General features: G+C 56.6%; 12 protein-coding genes. All 12 read left to right on the forward strand.

Annotated features, from left to right (window positions below; translation table 11 throughout):
* The first annotated feature begins 5 nt into the window (after window positions 1–5).
* Window positions 6–368, forward strand: a complete 363-nt coding sequence (locus tag K2Q04_RS02960) for an NIPSNAP family protein (protein ID WP_291159005.1) — start codon at window positions 6–8, stop codon at window positions 366–368.
* A 113-nt stretch (window positions 369–481) separates the two neighbouring features.
* Window positions 482–1,750 carry a nuclear transport factor 2 family protein gene (locus tag K2Q04_RS02965; RefSeq protein ID WP_291159008.1) on the forward strand — a complete coding sequence of 423 codons (1,269 nt, stop codon included), beginning with the start codon at window positions 482–484 and terminating at the stop codon, window positions 1,748–1,750.
* Window positions 1,751–1,924: 174 nt separating this feature from the next.
* Window positions 1,925–3,082, forward strand: a complete 1,158-nt coding sequence (locus tag K2Q04_RS02970) for an acyl-CoA dehydrogenase family protein (RefSeq protein WP_291159010.1) — start codon at window positions 1,925–1,927, stop codon at window positions 3,080–3,082.
* Window positions 3,083–3,105: 23 nt separating this feature from the next.
* On the forward strand, window positions 3,106–5,055 hold the full coding sequence (locus K2Q04_RS02975; RefSeq protein WP_291159012.1) for a CoA transferase: 1,950 nt from the start codon (window positions 3,106–3,108) through the stop codon (window positions 5,053–5,055).
* On the forward strand, window positions 5,052–6,533 hold the full coding sequence (locus tag K2Q04_RS02980) for an aldehyde dehydrogenase (protein WP_291159014.1): 1,482 nt from the start codon (window positions 5,052–5,054) through the stop codon (window positions 6,531–6,533). Before K2Q04_RS02975 ends, K2Q04_RS02980 begins: the two co-directional genes overlap by 4 nt.
* Window positions 6,534–6,656: 123 nt before the next feature.
* The gene (locus K2Q04_RS02985; RefSeq protein ID WP_291159017.1) at window positions 6,657–7,727 is read left to right on the forward strand and encodes a LysR substrate-binding domain-containing protein; all 1,071 of its coding nucleotides are present in this window, start codon (window positions 6,657–6,659) and stop codon (window positions 7,725–7,727) included.
* A 319-nt stretch (window positions 7,728–8,046) separates the two neighbouring features.
* On the forward strand, window positions 8,047–9,540 hold the full coding sequence (locus K2Q04_RS02990; protein ID WP_291159020.1) for a sodium:proton antiporter: 1,494 nt from the start codon (window positions 8,047–8,049) through the stop codon (window positions 9,538–9,540).
* Between the two features lie 780 nt (window positions 9,541–10,320).
* Window positions 10,321–10,998 (forward strand): hypothetical protein, encoded by a 678-nt coding sequence (locus K2Q04_RS02995; protein ID WP_291159022.1) that lies wholly within the window; start codon window positions 10,321–10,323, stop codon window positions 10,996–10,998.
* 122 nt (window positions 10,999–11,120) lie between these two features.
* A complete protein-coding gene (locus K2Q04_RS03000) occupies window positions 11,121–11,756 on the forward strand; it encodes a hypothetical protein (RefSeq protein WP_291159025.1) in 636 nt (211 codons plus the stop codon).
* Window positions 11,757–11,874: 118 nt separating this feature from the next.
* Window positions 11,875–12,210 carry a hypothetical protein gene (locus K2Q04_RS03005; protein WP_291159027.1) on the forward strand — a complete coding sequence of 112 codons (336 nt, stop codon included), beginning with the start codon at window positions 11,875–11,877 and terminating at the stop codon, window positions 12,208–12,210.
* Window positions 12,211–12,251: 41 nt separating this feature from the next.
* A complete protein-coding gene (locus tag K2Q04_RS03010) occupies window positions 12,252–13,535 on the forward strand; it encodes a PriCT-2 domain-containing protein (RefSeq protein ID WP_291159029.1) in 1,284 nt (427 codons plus the stop codon).
* A gap of 15 nt (window positions 13,536–13,550) precedes the next feature.
* On the forward strand, window positions 13,551–15,635 hold the full coding sequence (locus K2Q04_RS03015) for a primase-helicase family protein (RefSeq protein ID WP_291159032.1): 2,085 nt from the start codon (window positions 13,551–13,553) through the stop codon (window positions 15,633–15,635).
* Window positions 15,636–15,904: the final 269 nt, after the last annotated feature.

The following is a 15,904-nucleotide window of genomic DNA, read 5'->3' on the forward strand; positions in this document are numbered from 1 at the left end:
AATGCATGATCTTCGAGTATCGCAAGTACGTCGCCACTCCTGGCAAGCTGCCGAACGTTCACGCGCGTTTCGAGAACTACCTCGTGGCACTCTTCGAGCGGCACGGAATGGAGGTGATCGGATTCTGGACCCCCGTGCATGGCGACTCCTTCATCAGCCAACTGCACTACATTCTGCGGTGGCGCTCCATCGACGCGATGCAAGAGGCCTGGGCACGTCTCCTTGCCGACCCCGATTGGATAAGTGCAGCGGCAGAATCGGAGCGCGACGGACCTCTTATCCAGAGTGCGGAGTCGCACATCTGGGCAGCGACGCAGTATTCGCCAGTCCCCACTTCGCAGACGACCAGTTCGCAAAAAAGTTCATGACATTTGCTCTCGCCTCCCGGCGGGGACCTCTACCACCACGATAGGTGCTGCGATCGGACGGAGGAACTTCGTCTGATCCAACCGTTCGAAATAGCCTGCAAGGAACTGATGGAATGCTCGAGTTCTTCCACTATGACGATACTGGGCTGGAGAAGCAGTACGCCCTGCGGATGTACCGGCCGGATTTCGATACCGATATTTGGCCGTCCTGGGTGAAGAGAGCCAACGATTATCGTGCGATCGCTCCCTGTCGGCTGGATTTGGAGTATGGAAGCCTCCCGCGCGAGCGATTGGATTTCTTCTCTGCACAAGGTGGAAAGGACGCACCCGTTGTTGTTTATTTCCACGGGGGATACTGGCAGCGCGGAAGCAAGGACTACTACAGCTTCCTCGCAGAGCCGTTCGTCAAGAACGGCATTTCCATCGCGATCGTAAATTACGATCTATGCCCCTCAGTACAAATCAAGGAGATCAGCGAGCAAGCTCGCCGTGCCGTAGCCTGGGTCTGGCGCAACGCGTCCGATCTGGACGTCTCACGAGACAAGGTTTTCGCCATGGGGCATTCGGCGGGTGGGCATATTACGGCAATGCTCATGGCGACCGATTGGCCGTCCCACGGCAGCGACTTGCCGCGCGATCTCCTGAGGGGCGGCATACCCGTCTCGGGACTGTTCGACCTTGTGCCGCTGCTTCCAACGTCCATCAACGCGGGCCTCAAGATGGATGAGGCGGAAGCCAAGGCCGAGAGCCCAATGAACAACCCTCCTGCAACGAACGCTCCGCAGCTTGTTGTCGTCGGGGGCCGTGAGACGCCGGAGTTCCACCGACAATCAGATATCTACGCGAATGCCTTCGCCACGACAGAAAGAAGTATGGAGCGCTACGACGTTCCTGCCAGCGATCACTTCGACGAATTGAATGAACTGGCCCAGGAGAGCAGCGAATTCTTCCGGAGAACGAAGGAGTTCATCTTCGCTACGGTCGACAAAGCTGCGAATGGTCCTGTCACCGAGGTCGTCGTGCGCGAGTACCTGGCCGCTTTCAATAAGCGTAACCTCAATGCGATCGAGGCATTGTTCGCAAGTGACGTTGAAATGCTGACGCCGGGAGGATCCGACTTCTGGGGTACGCGCTTCAAAGGTAAGGACACCGTGATGGATGCGATCCGTGCGCGACTTGCTGCTTCTCCCGATCTGCAATGGAACGATGAACGCTCATGGGTCATGGGCAACAAGGCTGTCATCGAGTGGCGGGTTACCGCTACGCAGACAGACGGAAGCAAGCTCGATTGCCTCGGCGTCGATCTATTGGAGTACAGGGGCACAAAGATCACGAAGAAAGACACGTACTATAAGAATGTCCAAAAAAATGTCGCACGCTAATAGACCGAAGACGTCTCAAGGCCCCTCTCTCGCAGTCCTCGACCATATCAGAGCCTTTGCCCACAAGCGCGACCGGGATGTTTCGGTGTCTGCTGAAGATCAAGCTCGCCAGCGAAGTCTACGCTTCCATCAGGGACGCAAGTTGAGCGAAGCAAACAGGCGACGGGGAGCGAAATGAATTTTCAACTGACGGAAGAGCAGCGATTGCTCGTCGATGCCACGCGGCGGCTTACGCTGGAGACACTCGAGCCGATCCTCAAACGGCACGCGCCTGACCGGTCTTTGCCAAAGCAAGCGATGCTCGAAATCTACGCTGCATTGGCAGAGTTCGGCGTGACCTCGATGCGGCTTCCGGCCGATCGAGGCGGCGCGGGAATGGCGGCTCTCGACTTCGGATTGATGCTGGAGCAACTGCCGCCGGTCGTGGCGATCTCACTGATATCGCACGACGGGTCCACGGTGCGGCTCAGCGCCGGTGCCAGCGAGGCAGTATGCGCGCGCTATCTGCCTGACCTCACCGCGGGGCGCAAAATTGCCTGCACCGCGACGAGTGAAGGCGGGTCAGGTTCGGATTCGAACGCAATATCGACGCGGCTGACGGTGCGAGGTGAGCGCGCAATCATCTCAGGGCAAAAGCTTTGGATTACCAATGGCTCGATCTGCGACGTGATGGTTGTCGCCTGCACGACTGGGGCAGACGACAGGGGCCGTCCACTCAATCGCCGCGTCATCGTGGACCTTCATGAAGCAAAGAACGTCACCATCCGCGAGATCCCCATAACGGGGCTCAGGCAGGGGCATTTGAGCGAGGTCTTCTTCGACGACGTCGAGGTGCCGGTGGAGAATATCGTCGGCGAACCGGGCGATGCCGGAAAATACATGACGCTGATGTGGAACGGGAACCGTCCGCTTCTCGGCTTGATCTGCGCCGGCATCGCATCGCGAGCCTATCAGATCGCGAGAGATCATTGCGCAAATCGCAAGCAGTTCGGCCGCCCTCTCGCCAGTATGCAGTTGGTCCAACAAGACTTGTCAGACATCGAAACCGCCGTCACGGCGTCGCGGCTGATGTGCCTTTCGGCATTGGATGCCCTGGATCATGGACTACGCGGCAATGGCACCTCGGCGATGGCTAAGCGGTTCGCCACGAGCCAATCGCTGCGCGCTGTCGACCTTTCGATGCAGCTCATGGGCGCACTGGGTACCTGCGAGGAGGTCGGGCTGGAGCAGATGTGGCGGGACACTCGCGTCTTCCAGGTACCCGATGGAACCAACGGTATCCTCGCGCTGATCCACGGCCGTGAGATTACTTCCACCGCGGCCTTTCGCTGATCTGAGTGAAGATAGACAGAGCCATGAATGTCTTAAGTTTGGATGGGCGTCTCGCTGTTACACTTTGCGGCCAACTGCTGCGAAAGGCGGGGGCGAAAGTGTATCCGGAAGATTGCGCGCAATTCGCGGGTCCATACGATGTCGTGCTTTTCTCATCGGACGAGAACGATGCAGCTGCGATCGCCGCGGAACATTGCAGTGCAGTCCTGTGCGACATTGCAACCGGCTTTGGGCCAAATAGCGATGGACCGAGCTTGAGCGATGCCGAGATACAGGCGCTTTTTGGCCTGACCGATGTCACGGGCTTTGCTGAGCACGGGGCTACCGCGACGCAGATACCGGTGGTCGAAATCTCGGCCGCCCTGTATGCAGCCGCACTGATTTCGGCATCTCGGCTGGCAGGGAAACCTCCGCGCCGGATCGGTGTATCGTTGGTTGCCACTGCGGTGGCAATGCTGACCACCTTTCTGCCGAAAGCCTTCCTCGGTCATCGCAGCGGACGCGTTGGCAACCGGCACACAGCAGCAGCTCCCTGGAATGGCTATCCTACGCGTGACGGACACGTGTTAATTTGCACCACCACAGATGCTCAATGGGCACGCCTGCGCGAAACAATCGGCGATTCCGCACTTGAGGATCCGCGATTTGCAACCTCGCCAGACCGCATCGCGGCCGTGGACGCTTTGGACGCGCTGATCGCAAAATGGACGGCTTCACTGGCGACCTCAAAATGTGTAGCCGTCTGCGAGGCCATTCAGATTCCAGCTGGACCCATAGTTGCTCCTGAAGATCTTTGGCGTGAGCCGAACTTCGCCTTTAGACATCCTGAAGCCGCAGCAAAGCTGGAAGCCTCAGTCTCCGGCAGCGCCGTTGCGGCAAACGTCGACCTCTTTCGTCTCTCTTTCCTGAATGGTGGGGCAGCTCAAATACCGCGCCGGACAGGCACCGCCACGCAACCCCTGTCGGGCTGGAAAGTGATCGAGCTTGGTCAATTCACCGCCGTCCCCTTAGCTACCCGGCATCTGGCCTCGCTCGGCGCGACGATTGTGAAAGTTGAGGCACCCTCCGGCGAAACATCGCGGCGCTGGCAGCCGGGAATGGATGGGACGAGCTACTACTTCGCGCAGACAAATGCCGGCAAACGCTGCGAGCGGTTGGATTTGACCGCGCACGAGGGCAAGACGCGTCTGGAAGAGTTGATCAGCGACGCTCACATACTGGTCGAGAACATGCGCCCCGGCTCGCTTGAGAAACTAGGTTTCGGCGTCGAGCGATTGGCCCGGATCAATCCAAACTTATTGTATTGCTCGGTCTCGGGTTTCGGGCTTGCAACGGCCTATCCTGGCCGACCTGCATTCGACACAGTGATACAGGCCATGTCGGGGGCGATGGTCGCAACGCCAAGCAGTCGAGGTCCGGTGAAGCTTGGCATTTCGGCTGCCGACATTCTTGGCGCCCAGGTGACGCTGTTCGCCATTCTGGCAGGCGTGTGGTCGACGAACCGCCTTGTCGACGTCGCGATGCAGGACGTCACTGCCTGGGCCGCGCTTCTGGCCGGCGAAGGCGAAGGGAACGCAGGCTATCTGCTTGAAGTCTTAGACGGGCCAATTTGGATCGCCGACGAGAGTATCGTGGACGAAGCTGAATTGCTCTTCGTGACAACGCTTCCTCGAGCGCACGCAGCATGTCGACTCCGTAGCGCGGGCAATCGTGTGCAACCGGTGCGCAGGGTGGACGAGCTGCTCTTCGATCCAGCATTTCAGCGCGACATGATCCTTACCGCCTCCGATGAGGATGGTCGGGGATGGCCGCTTCTTCATCCGCCTTATCGCATCAATGGCGTGGACTTTCCGCCGCCAAGTTTACCGCCGCGGGTCGACCGGATGTCCTTATACGGACCCCTCGATTCGGCTCCCACGCGTGAGACTGTTTTGCCCGACGGACGGCGTCACTCCCATGGAAGTAACATATGAAAACCTACCAGCTCTTCATCGACGGTGCTTTTGTCGATACGGTTTCGGGATCGTGGTTTGATAGCATCGATCCCTACCGGGGAACCATTTGGGCAAAGCTGCCGCGCGGCGGCGAAGCCGATGTCGAACGCGCTGTAGCAGCCGCCAAGCGCGCCATGACCGAGGGGCCCTGGTCCCGGATGAGCGCGACCGAGCGGGGCTCGATCCTAGTAAGGCTCGCGGGACTGATTGCCGACAATGCCGAGCGACTCGCGCAGATCGAAGTGCGGGACAATGGAAAGCTTCTGACCGAGATGCTCGGCCAGATGCGCTACATCCCGCACTGGTGGCGCTACTACGGTGGCCTTGCCGACAAGCTGCAAGGCCATGTCGTGCCTATCGACAAGCCTGACATGTTTGCATTTGTCGAGCACGAACCGGTCGGAGTAGTTGCCGCGCTGACCGCTTGGAACTCGCCTCTGCTTTTTGTTGCATTCAAATGTGCTCCGGCGTTGGCAGCCGGCTGCGCAGTCGTCGTGAAACCGTCGGAGTTCGCGTCGGCCAGCACTCTAGAATTTGCCGAACTTGCAGCATTAGCGGGCATCCCGCCCGGCATGTTCAACGTCGTCACGGGTTTCGGGCCGGAAGCTGGCAAGGCACTCGTCGATCATCCAGACATAGCAATGGTGACTTTCACCGGGTCCGACACCACGGGTGCCGCGATCTATGCTCAGGCTGCGAAATCCATGAAGCGGGTGGCATTGGAGCTGGGGGGCAAGTCCCCCAACATCGTCTTTGCTGATGCCGACATTGACGCTGCTGTAGCAGGGGTCGTGTCGGGAATCTTTGCCGCCACCGGCCAAACTTGCATCGCCGGATCGCGTCTTCTCGTGCAAAATTCGATCCGCAACGATTTTGTCGAACGCCTGATTGAAATGGCGAGCTCCGCGCGGATCGGCGACCCTATGTTGCCGCAGACCAATATTGGGCCGATCACGACGCCCAGCCAGTACCAAAAGGTGCTGGACTACATAGACATCGCCAAACGCGAAGGCGCGCGCTGCATTTTGGGTGGTAAGCCCGCTTCCGGCAAAGGGATATCGGGGGGGCAGTTCATCGAACCCACCATCTTCGACGACGTAACGTCCCGCATGCGTATCGCTCAAGAGGAAGTCTTTGGTCCGGTCCTGTCAATTTTGGGTTTCGATGACGAAGCCGAAGCCGTGCGCATCGCCAACGATACGATCTACGGTCTCGCGGCTGGAGTCTGGACTAATGACATGAAGCGCGCACTCCGGATGCGGAAAGCACTGCGCGCAGGAACCATTTGGGTCAACACTTACCGTGCTGTCAGCTTTATGATGCCATTTGGCGGAATGAAACATTCCGGTCTGGGGCGCGAGAATGGCATCGAGGCGATTAACGATTTTCTCGAACGTAAAAGCGTCTGGATCTCCACCTCGGACAGCATCCCCGGGAATCCATTCGTGATGCGTTGAGCTCTGGCTGACGCATGTTGCCCGGGCGTTTCCTAACGGGGTTTCCGCCAGCCTCCTCGGCTTTTCCAGACGGAGCTGACAGCTTCGCCCACATTCGAAGGTGGCGTTCTGGAGAGCGGACAATTGGGTTTGCTTAGCACCTGGTTCTGTGCAACGTTAAATCTCAAAATCAATGCGCCAAAACAACGCTCCGTTGGTTGTAACGAGATACCGCGAATGCGCACTCTTCCGCCGCTCAATCCCTTACGCGCATTCGAAGCTGCCGCACGGCACAAGAGCATTCGAAAAGCCGCGGAAGAGTTAGGTGTCACGTCAGGGGCAGTTAGCCGGCAAGTTAAGGTCCTCGAAGAATTCCTTGGCATCGCCATGTTTCGCCGCTCGCCTAGCGAGGTAATTTTGACGGCTGAAGGCGAACAATACTTTCAGATTGTAACGGTGCACCTGCACGCTTTAGCCGAAGGAACGAACATCCTCACTGGGTACAAGGACGAGCAGATTGTTCGAATCCGAGCTTACACAACGTTTGCCGCCAAGTGGCTAATTCCGAGGACAAAGTCGTTTTATCTAGAAAATCCGAATACAGAGTTGCGCCTTACGACCTCGCTTGAAGGCGTCGATTTTGAACGAGAAAACATCGATGCCGCCATCCGTTTGTGCGATGGTAGTTACCCTGGCTGCGAAATAGATCGTCTCGTTGCGAATGATCTGACTCCGCTTTGTAGTCCCCAGTATGCCGCTGAGCATGGCTTGCGCACGGGACGGGATCTTGCTCGCGTGAGATTTCTTCACACGGTAGCAAGGCCCGACGACTGGCGACTCTGGATCGAGGCAGCGGGCCTTACGGGAGTGGTCGATGCGCATGGAGGGCCTAAGTTCGCCTCCTCGCTTCTCGCTTACCAAGCCGCGATGGGGAACCAAGGCGTGCTGCTTGGGCCGATTGCACTATTCCGCGATGACATCCAGCAAGGAACGCTCGTTCAAGTATGCGATCCTGTCGTGTCTCGCGGCAATTTCACCTACTATTTTGTTTATCCGCGAAGCCGGCTACGAAATCCAGCATTGAGACGTTTCCGTTCGTGGCTGTTGAGACAGATAGAAGATGAAATGGGACTAGACGCCAAGCAAGGCGCTAAGGCGATTCTGCAATGTCGACACGACCAATCGCTAATCACAGATGAATGGAATTGGCGTTGAGGCGGCGTTCAAGTATTGCCTGTTTTGTGTAACGTGCCTTTTGGCGGCGCTCGCTCTGGGCGCGGGCACCTCTGTTGCGCTGATCGATCCGATCACCCTCGCACCGAACCTTGGGCGGCGCTACCCTCAGTGCTGGTAGGAGCATTGGTCTACACGGTTGCGTTTGGCACCTCGCGTGTTGAGCCGCAAATTTCGCGGATGCCAGATTACATTACAAATACCGGGCGCCAATCACGGCGTCCGGACTCCCTACTCATCTCTTTCGATTTTTTAACCCCGCTCACGTTAGCGGCTTAATGAGCGGAGCTTGCGTTTGGGCGTGTCGTTTCACTTCTTGCTTGTTGCCGTAACGCTAGCCTGTATCGCCGTATTGAAGTATCGCGTAATCACGGCTGCCATCATAGGTCCGAGCGCCATTATTGCCGGCTCATTCTTCTTCGTAGGTGGGGCCTGGGCGGGAGAACGCGTACACATTGACGGTCAGCACCTCGGCGCGCTGTGGATCGTCCCGTTCGTAGGCCTTTTGTTGTCGATCGCCATTGTGCCCCTGACGCATCCGCGCTTTTGGCATCACAACTTCGGAAAGATAGCAGCGGCCTGGGCGTTCGCTTTTCTTTTGCCCAGCTCGCTCGTCTTCGGTCTCACTTCAACGCTCTACGAACTGGCTCACACTTTGTTGCTCGAGTATATACCGTTCGTAGTCCTGCTTCTCGCCCTCTTCACCGTGGCCGGAGGCGTACTGGTGAAGGTGAACCTCCACGGCTCGCCAGCTCTGAATACGACCATTCTTGGAATTGGGGCACTCATCGCCGGGGTAGCCGGAACAACCGGTGCAGCTATGCTCCTGATCCGTCCGGTTATTCGAGCTAACGACCACCGACTTCACAATGTGCACGTCATCGTCTTCTTCATCTTCATCGTTGGAAATATGGGTGGCGCACTGACGCCCCTCGGAGACCCTCCTCTGTTTCTTGGCTTTCTGAAGGGGGTCGGTTTTTTCTGGCCCACCGTCCATCTCTTTGGTCCCTGGCTCGTCGTCGTGTCGGCATTGCTCGCCGTTTTCTTCGTTCTCGATTCATATCTCTTTCGGCTCGAGAAGAGACACCCTCCCAAGCGAGATCCTACTCTCGACAGCAGGCTGAGCATTGCGGGATGGATCAATATTGCGCTGCTCGCCGGTATCGTGCTCGTGGTGTTGTCTAGCGGTCTGTGGAAGCCGGGAGTCGGTCTGAACATCTGCGGCGTTGAGATTGGGCTACAAGATCTACTGCGTGATGTCGTACTCTTGCTGATCACTTGGTGCTCGTGGGCAAGCACTTCAGAGGATATTCGCGCTGGCAATGACTTCAGCTGGGCCCCGATCGTCGAGGTTACAAAGCTGTTTGGCGGCATCTTCATCACCCTTATCCCGGCGATCATCATCCTGAAAGCCGGTAGTGCGGGTGCGCTCGCACCAGTCATACGCCTCGCAATGGACGAGGCCGGTCAGCCAAACAACGTCATGTATTTCTGGCTTGCAGGTGGTCTGTCGAGCTTTCTCGACAATGCCCCAACCTATCTTGTGTTCTTCAATATGGCAGGCGGAGATCCTGCCCTCCTCACCGGCCCTTTGCGAACTACACTAACGGCAATCTCCGTGGGCGCAGTGTTTATGGGTGCGAATACGTACATCGGCAATGCTCCCAATTTGATGGTCAAGGCCATTGCTGAGAGCCAAGGAATCCGAATGCCAAGCTTCTTTGGCTATATGGCTTGGTCGGGGGCCATTCTCGTCCCTTGCTTCTTGCTGCTCACATGGCTCTTCTTCCTATGACTTCAGTTGCACACTGAGTCGAAAGGTGAGAACCGTCGTTACGACCGGTGACCTTCATTAGTGACTATCCAGCGAATGACCGCGACCATGGTGAGATCTATGATCCAAAGGACGCGCAGCGACGTAGTGCAAGAAGGACGACATGAATGGCATCCTGGTCGTCGGCATTCACTGGATTCGCCAGCAAGTAATTTGAAATCACGACGCTGCGGAGCCGGCCAGTCTCCCGCTTCGCCACTAAGGGCGCCGAAGCGCATTTCTGCAGCTTACTTGGATTTGCAGACCCGATGTCCCATACAGCATCCTTTTCCCCCAGAGTGATCCAGCGCATGACCGACGTCTACAGACGCGCGGCCTAGACACTCAAGCTTGACTGGGCGCGCGAGCGCGACCGTCTTGCCGTCTATATTCCGTCCGTCGGAAACACGCTCGACGACACGCACCGGATGCGCGACAGTGCCGTGCGCATGTATAGACGGGCGGCAATGCTCGATGGGCTTCCCCTCGCCAGCACCAACGCCTCTTCCGACCTCGAATCTCGGTCTGACGAAAGCGCAGCAGAGTCACCTCCCTCGGTAGTGGAGCGGCATGTTCCCGAGTGGGCGGTCACCCACGCGAACGCCGGAATGATTTCTGTTGTTGGCCCTTTGCGTCAATTGGTGGTTGTCTGCTTTCGGTGGTCTTGCCGACGTAACCGCAGCACACTTGACCTAGGGGTGACCGCGGACGAAGGAAGGTCCGCTTTCTCGGCAAAGCGGTCCTGTTTCGGTAAGAAACATTTTGATCGCAAATGTTTGTTTCCAGTCAGAAGCGGACCTTTTTCTTTTCTGCATGGTGCAGCTTTTATCGACTACGGCGCAGTCTTTGCAACGTCCATCATTGAATGAAGCGCAAGCCCTATTAAGCGAATTAAATAACGTAAAGAAGACCGTCGTTGTCTCAAATTGGTTCTCGCCAACCTCACAATCGCTGCGCGATTGTGGACGACGCAGTGTTGCGGATTGGCATACCTTTCGCTTGTCACGTTCCAACAGCGTAACGCATCGGAACGGCAAAGCTATGAAATATACGCTTTTCGACTTTGAGAACAATCCCGCTTTCTGGCATGGGACCCCCACGTCGCTGGACAGGAAAAGCCGTCAAGTCGAATTAAGCGCCAGGCTCGCGAAACCATCGCGCGGTAAACAGAGCGAATACGGAGACGCGAAACGCGTTGTCCCGATCATTTTTCACGCGTTACAGAGTAACCGCCTATCGCAGCTTCACCATCGCCATATGCGACCGATCGCGGAGATGATCGCCGAAGAGCTCCGTCGGGCAGGCGCCGCGAGGTCGATCAGAGCTATCTCGAAAATAATGCATGAGGTCTCGGGTATTCCTGAAGCGACCATTCGAGATTGGATTATGAGGGCGGATCGAGTCGACCGCCTCAAGGGAACCGGCAAATATCGCGGTTGAAAATTCCGCCTGTTAACTTCTGGTGGGGATTTTTTAAATTTCCAACCATCCGCTCTCCTCGGTCAAAAAAGCGTTCGGGCGGCACGGTGTCGCCCAACCGTCCCCCCGGAGGAGATCACTGAATGTTGGAAGAATACACAAGCGAGCCATCTAAGCGCGATGCTCACGTTTGCTACTATATTGAAGCTCATCGACGTGTTGCTGATGGCCCCTTGATGCAACTGGGTGTGATCGTCAAGGAAGTTGATCAGCCTGTTCCGCTCTCGATCACGGATCAGAGCGAATGGTTCAATCCTGTCGACGAGGAACTCAGCCATTTTGCTTACCACATAAAATTTACTTTGCCGCTCTCGGCTGATCATGCGGACTTGGTGACGGCTGCGGCGGAGAAATATCCGCTCACCGCCTCTGAAATCAAATCTATTGTAGCGGGCGCCGGAAGCGTTTCTCCCGATGGTGACTGCCCGTTCTGCGGCCGATGGCGAGGGGCTCTAACGGACGACGGGATGAGAAAGCTTCAGGCGGAGGTTCATGAACTCCGCGGGAATCAAGAAGTGATCACATCTCAACTCGGCTCGTCGTGCCGCGGATGTGCTTCCAACGCCTTAATTGAACCGGTAGTGCGGGCGCTGACGATCATGCTTTCGGTCGTCCACGTGCAAGATCCCTGGCTACGCGAGGAAGTCGAAAATTATTTCGAGGAGCTCAAGCGCGCATGCGATGGCTTCGACAGATGGGGAAGCGATTACAGTCACTGATGATGAAAGCGTCGAAGTGCAGTGAAAGTCCGCCTTCGACCGACTCGTTTGATGGCGTGTGAGGCATGCCCGCCGGGGAGAGCCGGTGGACGTACCCCTAGAAAGCAAGGAATCAAAAATGGACCAATTTGAGATGTTCTGCGCGTGGGTCATCCAGCAGAAGCATGGAAGCGTTCATATCGACTCTGTCGAAACGTCGCCAACGAAGAACGAATTTGAGCTTCAAATTGTAAGTCGCCCGGTATCTGGTTCTGCTGTTCAGTCGATTTATCATATCCATTTCTCCCGACAGCTGGTGCCGAGGCGCGACGAAGCGATCGAAGAGGAGGCGATCAAGTTCGGGCTTGATCGTAACGACCTGCGCCAAATCTGCGAGATAGCGGTTCAAATGGTGAGAGAGCCAGATAACGACAATCTCCCTTCAGCACCAACCACCACCCTGCACCGCCATTAATCGCGAAATGCTTTTTGGTCAAAGGTCGAGTCGTGTCTGAAATGAATCAAAAGAAAGAGCGTGCGCCGTTTACGAAAGAAGGGAAAGCGCCGCCCGAAGTGCTGGCGCAAATCCGTGACTGCCACACAATTCCCTCGCTTGCCTCATTGAACGCGCGTATCGGCTCCCTGTCCTATCTTGCTTCCCGTTCGGCTAAGGAATTTCTGCCACTGCGAGACGTTCCATTGGCGGGGATCGTCAAGAACTTGTGCCCAGGGCATCTCGAGCAAAGCGACAAAGACGAAAATGCGCTGATCTGGGGCGACTGCAAAGGCGCCCGTTCCAATTTGAACATGCAGTCGATGGAGGCGCTGGCTTTTGATTGCGACGGTGCCATCAGCCTCTCTGCACTCAAAGCGCGTCTGGCGACATCTGGCCATACGGCGCTCGTTTATACGACTTATTCCCATGGCAAAATCAGCACCAAGGTCAGCGCAGAGCGCTATCAGGTCTTCGCGGCAAAGCATGGGCTGCCGTTTCCGCCGACCCGAGAAGCGATGACGAGGTACCTTCAGGCCAACAAACTCGGTCATCTGCAGAATATCCTTTTCGATCTCAGCCCGGAAAACTTCGCCATACATGTCGCTTGGGGAGGCCATTACGTGGTCTTGCACGACCCGCTCGAGAAGCTGCGGGTGATCCTTTTCCTCGACAAGACAATGCCCCTTGTAGGTGAGGGGGCTGTTGGAATTGATGGTTATAAAGCGCTCTATGAGAAAGCGGCGATCGAACTCTTCGGGCCGGAGGTCCTCGACATCATCGATCTTAGCTGCCGCAATCCATGCCAGCCAATCTACCTCCCGGCCAAGCCAACCGGCTCGACGCTTGATCATGAGATCATAATATTCGATGGCCAGCTCTGGAGCTGGCAGCCGGCATGGCAGGACGTATCGAAGGAAATTGAGGCGCGCCGCCTCGAGATCGCAGCGCGGCGCGAAAAATTCGCCGATATCCCGCACGACCACAAGATCCGTCAGCTCGCAGAGTGTCTGAAGCGAATTCCGGCCGACGATTACGAGACGTGGATCCGCTGCCTCATCGTCATTTTCAATGAAACGGATGGGTCAGACGAGGGATTACGGCTGGCGCACGACTGGTCGGCCACCGTCCCCGACAAATACGACGAGGATGCGCTAGAGCGAAAATGGGAGTCCTTTGGCTCGCCTTCAAATAGCGCATCGCGCGTCGGGCTCGGCACGCTCGTCTACCTCGCACGGATGAGCGATCCAAAGTTCTACCTCGGCCAGGACCAATCGGATTTCAATCTCAGCCTTGTCGGACTTTAATTTAGGAGATTAGTTTTGCGGATCGAGTCTCTCACCACCTCGAGCACCACAGAAGAAGTTGATGCCGCCATCGCGGAGATTGCCGGCTGGCCCGCCTCCTCACACGCCTTTTTCCTCTCACAGGTCAAGGGCAAGACGGGACGCGATATCGCTTCGCTGTCGGCGCGCCTTCGCCGGGCCATTAGGAAGCGAGAGGGGACCAAGTATAGCCGGCTGAAACTCAAATCGCTCCTCGTTGCCACGGGAATTGCAGGGCGTGAGGATGACAACGCGTTGATTATCCCGGACCCCCTGGTCGAGGGTGATGAAATCAAAGTGCGGGACGCGACTTTGCTCGGATATAAGCCGATTGTTGAGAAGGAGACCGGCTACGCTTATCCAGTAGATGACTACGTCGTCGCTCTTATCGGCGACGCTGACATCAAACCGCATCAGATCTCAAAAGCCGAGATCAAGGATTTCGCTAATCAGCTTTGCGATTGCGATATTACGCGTGAGATTTCGCCGCGCTTGCTCTCTACGCCCAATATTTCCGCCTTTGAAGAGGTGGTTCAGGAAAGCCACGACCGTCTTCTCATCACGTTGCGCCTCAACAAGCGCTATTCGCTGGTCGAAAATGCTGGCCAGATTGTCGTCTTCGAGAATGAAACGCGCGTGGCTTACACCCGCGAGGAATTCAAGGTGAAGATCGGGGCAGAAACCGAGATTGTGAATGTTGGAGGCAAACTGCGTGAAAAGCCGCGCTCACTCATTTGGCTGGAGGACCCTGCGCGTGCACTCTATCGAGGCGTCACCTTCGCTCCTTGCGATCGTGACAAGCACGGGCGGCAAATGGATTTGAGCATGGTCTTCAATCTATGGTCGGGCTTCGGACAGATGGGTGCGCCCGGAGACTGGTCGCTTCTCAAGGAACACATCAGGACAGTCCTCTGCCGGGGCGACGAGACCTGCTACGAATATGTTTTGAACTGGCTAGCGCATCTGTTCCAAAAACCGTGGGAAAAGCCCGGCGTTGCCATCGTCTGCTGGGGCGACAAGCGCACCGGCAAAGGCACCGTCGCCGACGCCATTCGTGAGGCGCTGGGCGGGGAGCTTTCACGTATGTTCGCGCAAAAAGAACACGTTGTCGGGCGCTTCGCCGGCTCAGCGCAACCGATGATGTTCAATCAAATCGAAGAGGCGGTGTTCGCTCGTGATCCGCGCGAAGAAGGTCCGCTCAAGTCAAAGATTACCGATCCAACTGAGACTGTCGAACTGAAGTTCAAAACGCCTTATGAAGTGCCATCGTTCGGGCGTTGGTGGTTCAATTCGAATTCATCGACGCCGGTTCCAATCACCTTCGACGAAGAACGCTATTTCGTCCTGCACGTCGATAATAGCCGCGCCAGCGATCACGCCTATTTCAGCGCCATTCGCCAGCAACTCTATCATGAGGGCGGGCTGGCGGCGATGATCGATGAGTTGATGCAGCGTGACATTTCAAATTTCAATATCAGAAAGCCACCGCACACCGAACATCGTGCCAAGATGGTTCTGGAGATGTTGACGTCGCAAGATCGCGCAATTGCCGATATCCTGATCGAAGGGGAGGTAGCGCTCCTCGATACCAACAAAGGTGACGTCGAACTTCGCAAACCGCTTAATTTGAATGGACCGACCTGGGTTGATAAAGATCTTGTCCGTTCGGTGCTCAATCACGCGTTCAAGCGGTACGGTGCCAAGGAGGCTTCCGCTGCTGATATCACGCGTACACTGATGGATTTGGGGGTTGTCGACGCCTCACGCAATGCTCACCGCGATCGCGAGCAGAAGGCGGCCTATCGTTTTCTCCCGCTTAGCGCAGCTCGCGCCAACTTCGCGGACAAGCGCAAAATTGACGTGCAGTTTCTGGTCAGCGGTGACGAGCCCCTTTCTCCCATTGAAGAAATTCAAGATCTCGTCGGTGCCGTGGTCGCCTGGTGTGAAAAGTTCGAAACAGGGCCGGGAGAGCCCCCCAATTTCAAGGCCTTCAAAGCCGCCGTCCTCCACGCGCAGCGGTTGGTGCAAACGAAAGACCCGGCCAACGACAACAGTGAAGCGGCACGTGCGGTGGGATCATGATTAACCATTTGGCGGGCAAAAATCGCGGCTCAGCGGGCTAAAAACGGGCCCATAGGCTGGCGCGGAAGACCCGCCAAATGCTTAATTTTATGCGCAGGATGGGACAAATCACCCTTTCACCCCTCGCAAACCGGCGGAGGGCGAGGCGCACTGCGGGCAGAAAAATATAGTTAATTCACACAGTTAAGTTCGTGGCGAGGCCTGCGAGACCTAATCTTCATTTTGGAGGAAAAAGAAGTTCAGCAACAAACTACGTCAGCCATGCATCA

This window comes from Hyphomicrobium sp. (assembly GCF_019753045.1).
In the GTDB taxonomy this organism is placed as follows: Bacteria; Pseudomonadota; Alphaproteobacteria; order Rhizobiales; family Hyphomicrobiaceae; genus Hyphomicrobium_B.

Bases quoted from the DNA above. Each gene is read 5' to 3' on its own strand.
- K2Q04_RS02960 (WP_291159005.1), top strand. From the start codon at position 6: ATGATCTTCGAGTATCGCAAGTACGTCGCCACTCCTGGCAAGCTGCCG.
- K2Q04_RS02965 (WP_291159008.1), top strand. From the start codon at position 482: ATGCTCGAGTTCTTCCACTATGACGATACTGGGCTGGAGAAGCAGTAC.
- K2Q04_RS02970 (WP_291159010.1), top strand. From the start codon at position 1,925: ATGAATTTTCAACTGACGGAAGAGCAGCGATTGCTCGTCGATGCCACG.
- K2Q04_RS02975 (WP_291159012.1), top strand. From the start codon at position 3,106: ATGAATGTCTTAAGTTTGGATGGGCGTCTCGCTGTTACACTTTGCGGC.
- K2Q04_RS02980 (WP_291159014.1), top strand. From the start codon at position 5,052: ATGAAAACCTACCAGCTCTTCATCGACGGTGCTTTTGTCGATACGGTT.
- K2Q04_RS03000 (WP_291159025.1), top strand. From the start codon at position 11,121: ATGTTGGAAGAATACACAAGCGAGCCATCTAAGCGCGATGCTCACGTT.
- K2Q04_RS03005 (WP_291159027.1), top strand. From the start codon at position 11,875: ATGGACCAATTTGAGATGTTCTGCGCGTGGGTCATCCAGCAGAAGCAT.
- K2Q04_RS03010 (WP_291159029.1), top strand. From the start codon at position 12,252: ATGAATCAAAAGAAAGAGCGTGCGCCGTTTACGAAAGAAGGGAAAGCG.